The 10,040-nt window shown below is 46.1% G+C and carries 9 protein-coding genes and 1 riboswitch; of the genes, 4 read left to right on the top strand and 5 right to left on the bottom strand.

What is annotated here, in order from left to right:
- The first annotated feature begins 224 nt into the window (after nt 1-224).
- Nucleotides 225-1,568, top strand: coding sequence for a 2-hydroxycarboxylate transporter family protein (locus MJQ52_RS12590; RefSeq protein WP_014306094.1), 1,344 nt, complete (start codon nt 225-227; stop codon nt 1,566-1,568).
- Between the two features lie 34 nt (nt 1,569-1,602).
- Here MJQ52_RS12590 and MJQ52_RS12585 read toward each other — a convergent pair whose 3' ends face one another.
- The 4 genes from MJQ52_RS12585 to MJQ52_RS12570 form a co-directional block, all read right to left on the bottom strand.
- On the bottom strand, nt 1,603-2,445 hold the full coding sequence (locus tag MJQ52_RS12585; protein ID WP_094247381.1) for a polysaccharide deacetylase family protein: 843 nt from the start codon (nt 2,443-2,445) through the stop codon (nt 1,603-1,605).
- Nucleotides 2,446-2,544: 99 nt separating this feature from the next.
- Complete coding sequence (locus MJQ52_RS12580) at nt 2,545-3,645, bottom strand: ABC transporter ATP-binding protein (protein WP_014306096.1); 1,101 nt, start codon at nt 3,643-3,645, stop codon at nt 2,545-2,547.
- A gap of 117 nt (nt 3,646-3,762) precedes the next feature.
- Complete coding sequence (locus MJQ52_RS12575; RefSeq protein WP_265210200.1) at nt 3,763-4,656, bottom strand: PucR family transcriptional regulator; 894 nt, start codon at nt 4,654-4,656, stop codon at nt 3,763-3,765.
- 165 nt (nt 4,657-4,821) lie between these two features.
- Complete coding sequence (locus MJQ52_RS12570) at nt 4,822-5,658, bottom strand: YitT family protein (RefSeq protein WP_101562553.1); 837 nt, start codon at nt 5,656-5,658, stop codon at nt 4,822-4,824.
- A gap of 66 nt (nt 5,659-5,724) precedes the next feature.
- Nucleotides 5,725-5,825: riboswitch (guanidine-I (ykkC/yxkD leader) on the bottom strand.
- A gap of 346 nt (nt 5,826-6,171) precedes the next feature.
- Here MJQ52_RS12570 and MJQ52_RS12565 point away from each other — a divergent pair.
- Nucleotides 6,172-6,711, top strand: a complete 540-nt coding sequence (locus MJQ52_RS12565; RefSeq protein ID WP_123282873.1) for a DUF4352 domain-containing protein — start codon at nt 6,172-6,174, stop codon at nt 6,709-6,711.
- A 46-nt stretch (nt 6,712-6,757) separates the two neighbouring features.
- On the opposite strand, the gene galE is transcribed toward MJQ52_RS12565, so the two are convergent.
- A complete protein-coding gene (gene galE, locus MJQ52_RS12560) occupies nt 6,758-7,774 on the bottom strand; it encodes a UDP-glucose 4-epimerase GalE (protein WP_032857205.1) in 1,017 nt (338 codons plus the stop codon).
- A 210-nt stretch (nt 7,775-7,984) separates the two neighbouring features.
- Here galE and pepT point away from each other — a divergent pair, with 210 nt between their 5' ends.
- Nucleotides 7,985-9,217, top strand: a complete 1,233-nt coding sequence (gene pepT / locus MJQ52_RS12555; RefSeq protein WP_094247379.1) for a peptidase T — start codon at nt 7,985-7,987, stop codon at nt 9,215-9,217.
- Nucleotides 9,218-9,793: 576 nt separating this feature from the next.
- Nucleotides 9,794-9,961, top strand: coding sequence for a hypothetical protein (locus tag MJQ52_RS12550; RefSeq protein ID WP_003150808.1), 168 nt, complete (start codon nt 9,794-9,796; stop codon nt 9,959-9,961).
- Nucleotides 9,962-10,040 lie beyond the last annotated feature (79 nt).

Raw genomic sequence — 10,040 nt, 5'->3', positions numbered from 1 at the left:
CAGCACCTAGGATATTTGTCCCTTTGATATCGTACCTCTTTTTTATTCGTGTGGCGAACAAAATGCTTTTCTCGGTGAAAAAGCCCGCCAAATCGCCATTTTGAGAAAGAAAATGTGAAGAAAGCATGTCCTCTAGTAAATTCATAATATATGAACAATTTAAATTTTTTAGTATACTTTAAATGGGGATATTTTTTCACTACATAACGACTGGGGGAACAAGCATGGGAGAACTTCAACCAAAATTGCAAACGGATTCAATCCAAAAACAGGAACGGACTGATAACTGGTTTGCCAGAGCAATGAATATAAGAATCGGCATTATTCCTCTTCCTATCTATATCCTGCTTTTCTTGCTTATTACGGTGTTTGTCATGAGCCGTGATGTAAAAAGCGACATTCTGACATCAATTGCCGTCATGAGTTTTTTCGGATTTACCTTCGGCCAGATCGGAAAATCCATTCCGATCGTGCGGTCCATCGGCGGCCCTGCGATTCTCGCAACCTTTATTCCATCCGCTGTCGTCTACTACCACCTGCTTCCGAAAGACATTATTACTTCAACAACAGAATTCACGGAAAGCTCCAACTTTCTCTATCTATTTATTGCCGGTATCGTCGTCGGCAGTATTCTCGGGATGAAAAGAGAGACGCTCGTCAAAGCTTTCGTTAAGATTTTTATTCCGCTGATCGCCGGCTCGATCGCGGCCGCCATCGTCGGCTTATGCGTCGGGACGCTGCTCGGGCTCGGCTTTCAGCACACGCTGCTTTATATCGTCGTTCCGATTATGGCGGGGGGTGTCGGTGAAGGCGCGATTCCTTTATCCATCGGCTACTCCGATATTATGCCGATGTCCCAGGGAGACGCCTTTGCGCTTGTGCTGCCGTCCATCATGCTCGGCAGCCTGTGCGCTATTATGTTATCGGGTTTGCTGAATGTCATCGGGAAACGCAAACCGGAATGGACGGGCAACGGGAAGGTTGATAAGTCTGATCATTCCGCTCCCGCATTGGAACAGCCGGCCGATGATAAAACGTTTGATTTGTCCTTTTTCGCTTCGGGCGGTATTTTAGCGGTTTCCCTCTATTTGGTCGGCATGCTGGCGCATGATTTCTTTCAGCTTCCGGCTCCTGTCGTGATGCTCGTCCTTGCCGTTCTCATTAAGCTGTTCAGGCTGGCGCCGGCTTCGATTGAAAACGGAGCCTTCGGCGTCTCGCGCTTTTTCTCGACAGCCGTGACCTATCCGCTCTTATTTGCGATCGGCGTTTCAATGACACCGTGGGACAAGCTGATTGCGGCGTTTACGATCAGCAACATCATTACCATTTTATCAATCGTCGTCACGATGATGGCCGTCGGTTTTCTGACCGGAAAATGGCTGAATCTGTACCCGATTGAGACGGCGGTTATTAATGCCTGCCATTCCGGCCAGGGCGGCACCGGCGACGTCGCGATCTTGAGCGCCGCTGAACGGCTTGAGCTTATGCCGTTCGCCCAAGTGTCGACCAGAATTGGCGGAGCGATTACCGTGAGCGTCACTCTTCTGCTGCTTCATCAATTCTATTAAACTGAAAAAAGCCTCCGCATATGCGGAGGCTCTGTTATTTCATCACATTTTGAATATAAGAGCCGAATGCCGCGCCGGACATGCCCGGCGACACACGGACGCGGTGAAGCCCGTAAAGCCCCTGATCTCTTGACGCCGCTCCCGGCTCCGTCGTGACCGCCATACGGTAGCCTGACGAGGAGGCGGCTTTTAATGTTTCCTTATTATATCGTCCGACAGGGTAGCTGATCATGGACGTCCGCTGCCCGAACATTTGATCAAATAAACGCTTAGAGTCCTTCATTTCACGTCGCTGCTGCTGCGGTGTGAGCCCGTTCAATTCGAGATGGTTCATCGTATGGCTCTGAATGGAAATGCCGTGGGCGGCCATCTCCTTCATCTGCTTCTCAGTCAGATGATTCTTATGCCCGATAAAGTTTCCGATCATAAAGATTGTCGCTTTCATCTTGTATTTCTTTAAAATGGGATAGGCCGCTTTCACATTGTCGGTATAGCCGTCATCAAATGTGATCAGAACACATTTTTCACGCGGCTCCTTATCCTCCGTCAGCATCAGATAGGCTTCTTCAGGAGTCATCGTATAATAACCGTGATCATGAAGCCAGTTCATATGCTGCCGGAATTCTTCCTTCGGCACACGCAGGCTGTTTCCCTCTGAAATGCTGTGATACATCAGAATCGGCAGTCTTGCCGTTCCTTTCGTTTGAACCCAGGCGGACGTATCCGGCTCTTTTTTGATTTGCCGCTTTACGGACTTTTTTTCGCTGTGCGCTTCTGCCTTCGGAATGCTTTGTTCGGCGCTTGCCTCATGGCCCGAGCAGGCGGCAAGCGTAAACACGGCAGCCAAAAGGCACATGCACATGATCATGCGTTTCATCGTTTTCCTGCTTTCTGTCTTCTATTTACTTTTTATATCGGTTATGCGTCATAAATTGTTACATCAAAAAAGCCGGACATCCAGCTGTCCGGCTTTGCGTTATGAGCGGATTCTGATTTCTGTTTCACTGTCAAAAAAGTGAGCCTTATTCATGTCGAAAGCGACGGTCAATTCCTCACCGGCACGAATGTCATGGCGGGCGTCAATCCGGGCGATAAAATCCTGATCCCCGATCCGGGAATAAACCATAATTTCTGACCCGAGCAATTCCGCGACATTGATTTTAGCTGTGATGGATGAATTCTTATAGGATTCTACTACAATCAGCTCGTCATGTATGTCTTCCGGGCGGATGCCGAAGATGATATCTTTGCCGGCATACCCTTTTTCCCGGAGCATTTTCATTTTCCCTTCCGGCACGCTGAGAGCGGCTGAACCGATCTGAATGGCGCCGTCCGTCAGCTTTCCTTTGAAAAAGTTCATCGCCGGAGAGCCGATAAACCCGCCGACAAATACGTTTTCGGGATGTTCATACACTTCTTTCGGGGTGCCGATCTGCTGAATTTTTCCGTCCTTCATGACTACGATGCGTGTCGCCATCGTCAGTGCTTCTGTTTGGTCGTGCGTCACATAGATTGTGGTTGTTTGCAGCCTTTGATGGAGCTTAATAATTTCAGCCCGCATCTGCACCCGAAGTTTTGCGTCCAGATTTGACAGCGGCTCATCCATTAAGAACACTTTGGCGTCCCTGACAATCGCCCGGCCTAATGCAACCCGCTGCCGCTGCCCGCCGGAGAGCGCCTTCGGTTTGCGGTGCAGATACTCTGTGAGCCCCAGCATTTTCGCCGCTTCTTCGACCCGTTTTTTAATCTCAGGTTTCGGCATCTTCCTCAGCTTCAGACCGAAAGCGATATTATCATAGACCGTCATGTGCGGATATAACGCATAGTTTTGAAACACCATGGCGATATCCCTGTCTTTAGGAGCGATGTCATTCACTCTCGTGTCACCGATATAGAAATCGCCCTTCGTAATGTCTTCCAGCCCGGCTACCATCCGCAAAGTTGTCGACTTGCCGCACCCCGAGGGACCGACAAACACGATAAACTCTTTATCTTTAATATGAAGGTTAAAATCATCGACAGCCGCTTCTTTTTGATCGTAATACTTATAAATATGCTCGAGCCGAAGTTCCGCCATGTATATCCCCCTTTATTTGTAAACGCTTTCTTAAATAGGATTGTAACAGCGTCAGACGGCGGCGGATATAGGCAATGTTCATAAAAAAAGTCCGCTGCCTTCGTGCACATTTCCCATTTAATGTGATTTTTCATATTGCAGACAAATGAAATAAGCCAGCAGGGCGCCCCGATATGTCTTAATATCAATACCTGAGCGTTCCGCAAATTTATCAATCCGATATTGAAGACTGTTGCGGTGCAAATGCAGTTTTTTCGATGTGAGCGACATGTTCGAGTTATGTTCAATAAAAGTCTGAATCGTATGCTTCAGCTCCGGTTCTTTCTGAAACAGCAGCGCCGCTTCTTCGTGAAGCAAGGCTGAGAGCTTTTCTCTGCTTTCCTCCGTGAGCATGGCCGGAAATACCGTTTCCGCGGTCAGCGTGCTCAGCTGCGGGAGATGACGCCGGCCGATCTGACAATATTGCTGTTCTCTCTGATAATGAAGGCGCAGACGTTCCCCCTTGCAGTAATACCTTCCGACGAAAAAACGGACACTGAAATAAAAATCGCCTTCAAGAATCTTCACAAAAGATGCGATGTCATCCGAATCTGGCGCTTCCAGCTTTTCTTCCTCCACAATCACGCCATGATCCCTCCCCGTCCGGACAACTGTATATGAAACCGGCCAGAAATGGCGCAGCGCTTCTGTGAATGCCCCCCAGTCCCGTTCTCCCAATAAGTCATAATGGATAAAACGGACACGCGGCTCCTTGACATCAGGCACCGGACCTTCTTCCAGCAGAAAACGCCGCCACCTCTTTGCTGCCGCCGTCTCCGGAAAAAAAACGCCTTTTTCTTCAGCGGGCGTCAAAAATGATTCCAGAAGCAGTTTCTCCTTCGGGGTGATATCCTCCTTCGGAATGGCGACATAGACCCGCCTTTTCTCATCATAAAAGCAAAAGACATCGTCCGCCATACAGCACGTATCAGACAACACAGCCCTCGGGTAAATTGCCAATAACGGGTTCATATGCGCTCCTTTCTATCGCTCTATCATATTTTCAGTATAAAACGTCCGGCCGATTGTATCCACTTCGTTTTAAGAAACAGCTTTCAGGCTATTTCCCGGGAAACGAATCATAACCGCTTCTGCCGGCATAAGAAAAAACCCTCCGCGCCGGCAGAGGGATCCTTTTTATTTAGAGATATCGACGAAGCCTTCACCAAAGACATCACGCACATCATGAACAATGACAAACGCTTTTGTATCACAGCTTTTAATAATTTTTTTGAGCATGGAAAGCTCTTGTTTCTGGATGACGATATATAAAATTTCCTTCGACTGCCCCGTGTAATTTCCTTTACCCGACAGCAGCGTAACCCCTCTGTCCATCAGCGTGTTGACCTGTTCGGCGATTTCGTGCTTATGCTCAGATATAATCGTCACCGCTTTTTTCGTATTCAGGCCTTCAATGATAAAGTCCATCACCTTCGTTCCGATGTACAGCATAACAATGGTAAACATCATTTTTTCCGCACCGATGATGAAATAAGAACTGAAGACGACAATCAGATCAAAGAACAAAAGCGCATAGCTGATATTCCAATCGAGATATTTGTTCGCAATCCTCGCCAAAATGGCAGAACCCGCAGTCGTGCCACCGACTCGAATAATGATCCCGATTCCGACACCGGCAAACACACCCGCAAAAATAGTATTAATAATGAGTTCATGTGAAGGCGAGTGCCAATCATGCGTCAGATGCAGAAACAGTGAGTTGGCGACAACAGTAATAATCGTATAAAGCGTTGTTTTTCCGTCTAAAAATTTATATCCGATCATCAATAAAATCCCGTTCAAAATGATATTCGTCACCCCGGGCGACCATTCAAACACATAGTACAAGATCAGGGTGATTCCCGTTACCCCGCCCTCTCCAAGATCATTCGGAATGGCGAATAAATTAACGGCCAAAGCAAAGATAAAAGCTCCAATAATCAGCATCAGCACATCCAGCAATCTCTTTTTCATCCCAGACACTCCCTTTTTTATAAAATCAAAAAAGCCCGGGAGAGCACTCTTCATTAAAAGAGCAGAAACTCCCGGGCTTTTATCCCAACGTGTCACAGCAGGAACCTGCTGTGTGTTTTCTCTCGGTCCAGACCAATTCAGATTGCGGAACCCTAGAAAACCACTGTTTTTTATGTTCAGTTTTTATATTATCTTTCAAGATTATACGGGAAATCACGAACATGTTCAACCACTCTTTTTTCAACAAACCTATGAAAAATGCGAACGATCTGCCGATACTAAAAAGGACCTTAAAATACATGACTAAAAAATCATTAAAATACTTTTTTTCTCAAAATATTATTGACTATAGGTTATTTTACAGGCATTATAGTATGTAGTTTTTAAGAAATAGTTTACATAGGAGGAAATATTATGGCAGGCAACCTGGTGTCTTGTAAGGCATGCGGCAAAGAAATCGCTAAAGGCGTTAAAAAATGCCCAAACTGCGGTAAAGATCAGAGAAACTTTTTCATGAGACATAAAATCATCACATTGCTTCTGGCAGTGGTGGTTATTATCATTCTCGTAAACATCGGCGGCGGAGGCGGTTCTTCATCATCTAAAACTGCGTCTTCAAAAGCTTCGGAATCTAAAGAAAAACTGTATAACATCGGTGACACTGTTAAGACTGAGAAAACTGAAGTTACTGTTACCAAAGTGGAAAAAAGAGATTCAGTAGGCTCTCAATTTGTCGAGAAAAAAGCGTCTGACGGCGGCGTTATCGTAGCTGTTCAATACACGGTTAAAAATGTTTCAAACAAGCCGTTAAGCTCTTTCTCCATTCCAAGAGCGAAATTAGTAGATTCTAAAGGAACATCTTATGATTCAGATATTGATGCTTCTTCAAGCTATGCAACAGAAACAAAAGTAGACAACAGTAAAATTTTAAGTGACTTGAACCCGAACATTAAAGTGACTGACGTAAAAGCTTTTGAAGTGGATAAAAACGCATACTCTAAAGGCACTTGGAAATTAAAGTTCAGCAACGATGTTGAAGTGAAAATTAAATAATCATCATAACAAAAGAGACCCTCATCATTTGAAGGTCTCTTTCTTTTTACACCTTTTGGTACCCGTTCACATTGGAGGACTGCCACTTCCAAGAGTCGGCGCACATTTCTTCAAGCCCGCGCTTTGCTTCCCAGCCTAATTCAGCCTTCGCTTTTGCCGGGTCTGCGAAGCATGCGGCGATGTCTCCCGGGCGCCGGTCGGCAAAACGGTACGGCACTTCTTTTCCTGATACTTTTTCAAACGCCTTGACCATCTCCAGAACGCTGTAGCCTCTTCCTGTGCCGAGATTATAGGCGTCGGCGCCCGTTGTGTTCAGCACCTTTTCGAGCGCTTTGACATGGCCCTCGGCAAGGTCAACGACATGGATGTAATCCCGCACGCCGGTGCCGTCCTTTGTCGGATAATCATTGCCGAACACCTGCAATCGCTCAAGCTTGCCGACAGCGACTTGTGCGACGTACGGCATTAAATTATTCGGGATGCCGTTCGGGTCTTCTCCGATCCGGCCGCTCGGGTGCGCGCCGAACGGATTAAAGTAGCGGAGCAGCGCAATGCTCCATTCAGAGTCCGCATTATGCAGATCGCGTAAAATCTGTTCCAGCATCAGCTTTGTCTGCCCGTAAGGATTGGTGGCGCTTAAAGGAAAATCCTCAGTGATCGGCGTTGTTTCCGGAACGCCGTAAACCGTCGCTGAAGAACTGAAGACGATTTTTTTCACACCGTGTGCCTGCATGGCTTCACATAAAATAAACGTTCCCGTCAGATTATTATGATAATAACGGAGCGGAACAGCCACAGACTCACCGACGGCTTTTAATCCCGCAAAATGAATGACGGCTTCAATCTCATTTTCAGCAAACACACGGTGAACGGCGTCACGGTCAAGGAGATCCGCTTCATAAAACACAAGCCCTTTTCCGGTAATGTCTTTCACACGCTCCAATGCTTCCGGTGAACTGTTTGACAGATTATCCAGAACCACGATGTCATAGCCGCCGTTTAACAGCTCGACACATGTGTGGCTGCCGATATAACCCGCTCCGCCTGTCACTAAAATCGCCATGAAGAAAGCCTCCCCTATTGAATGAATTGACCATATTATATCGGTTTTTTCTTCCTCAATCATCCATTTCCAAAAAGTTTAATCGTTTAGTCATCGTTTCTTCATAATTTATTTTCATTCGCGTAAAAAACAGAGCCCTCGATTCAAACGGGTTGTGAAATAGAAATCCCTCCCCCGCGCATGGTAAGATAAGACAAAGGAGATGACGGTATGAAAAATGAAATCATTGAACGCTTTACCTCTTACGTAAAAGTCGATACACAGTCTGACGAAAACAATGAAAACTGCCCTTCAACCCCCGGCCAGCTGACATTGGCCAACATGCTGGCAGATGAATTAAAGTCGATCGGCATGACAGAAATCACAGTCGATGACAACGGGTACGTCATGGCGACTCTGCCGGCGAATACGGATAAAGACGTGCCGACTGTCGGTTTTCTGGCTCACGTGGACACCGCGACCGATTTTACCGGGAAAAATGTGAATCCTCAGATTATTGAAAGCTACGACGGCCATGATATCGTTCTGAATGACAAACTCAATGTCGTCCTGTCGCCTGAGCAATTCCCGGAGCTTTCCCGCTATAAAGGCCAGACGCTGATTACAACAGACGGCACGACACTGCTCGGAGCCGACAACAAAGCGGGCATTGCCGAAATCATGACGGCAATGGCGTACTTGATCAAACATCCGGACATCAAGCACGGAATGATCCGGGTCGCGTTCACGCCTGATGAAGAAATCGGCAGAGGCCCTCACAAATTCGATGTCGGCCGCTTCAACGCCGCGTTCGCCTACACGATAGACGGAGGCCCCCTCGGCGAACTGCAATATGAAAGCTTTAACGCAGCCGCCGCAAAGCTTACTTGTTACGGAAAAAGCGTCCACCCGGGGACGGCGAAAAACAAAATGGTCAACGCTTCAAAAATCGCGATGGAATTTCATCATGCGCTGCCGAAAGAAGAAGCGCCGGAATATACGGAAGGGTATGAAGGCTTCTATCATTTACTTTCCATGGACGGAGACGTTTCTGAAGCCGCCCTGTCGTACATCATCAGAGACTTTGACAGAGACCGCTTTGCAGAACGAAAAGAATATATGCAGAAAACCGCCGATGCGCTAGCGGCCAAATACGGCAAGGAAAGCATCAAGCTTGAACTGCGTGATCAATATTACAACATGAGAGAAAAAATCGAACCGGTCAAAGAGATAGTCGATGTCGCGTATCAAGCCATGAAAAACCTCGACATCGAACCGATTATCGAACCGATCCGGGGCGGAACCGACGGCTCACAGCTCTCTTACATGGGACTGCCGACACCGAACATTTTCACGGGCGGCCAAAACTTCCACGGAAAATATGAATACATTTCCGTCGATCATATGGAAAAGGCGGTAAACGTCATTGTTGAAATCGCCAGGCTCTTTGAAGAGCGCGCTTAAAACCAAAGCCCCCTGCTTTGGTTTTTTTCTTTCACATGAAACCTTTCCTTCTTTCTTTCCGTATATAAGGTATGAAATGGAAAGAAGGAGTGAAGACTATGGCAAGAGGGACTGTAGCGAAAGAATTGAAAAAAACCTTAAAAGACCCGCGTGTTCTGGAGACGAAATCAAATCCTTTTAAAAAACTGCGGAAAATGTTCAAACGATTTTTTTAAGATAACATCTCGTTTTCTTTAAAAAAATAAAGAAAGCGCTGTCAACTCGCAGTCATCTGTTAGAAGCAGTTATTTTGCATATCATAAGGTTTTTTAGGGTACTGAATAACACAAGGCAAACGAAAACACTAAAGTAGTTAATTAGACACTTACAAAAAATAGTGAAAAAGTTATATAAACGATCATCATTCATCATCCGATACAATCTATAGAACCACAACAAGAGCAAAATTTCTTCAACCCATAGTCATTTTTACGGAAAATGACGTTATTTTTTAAAAAAGTGACAATTGTTTGAATACTTTTCGTTTGTTTTTTCGTACAATAATAATACCAAAACTTTTTTTGGGAGGTATGTAAAATGATGCTACTTATTTTCGCTGCTTTGACAGGGTATCTTGTTTTCTCTTTCAGTAAGGACAACCGCCGGAAAACGCCAAAGACAAGCCCGCTGGTGACAGCTGCCGACACGAATAACATCATTGATTTAAATGCGATCCGTCAAAAACGCCGGATGCCGCTATCATAAAAACGACAGCTGCCGCAAAATCGGCAGCCTTTTTTTATGCACCCGGCCGATATGAAACCTTCCGCCTCCTTTTTTCGTA

The sequence above is a fragment of the Bacillus sp. jun7 genome (genome assembly GCF_051034795.1).
Lineage (GTDB): Bacteria > Bacillota > Bacilli > Bacillales > Bacillaceae > Bacillus > Bacillus velezensis.
This window is presented reverse-complemented; position numbering and strand designations above follow the sequence as displayed.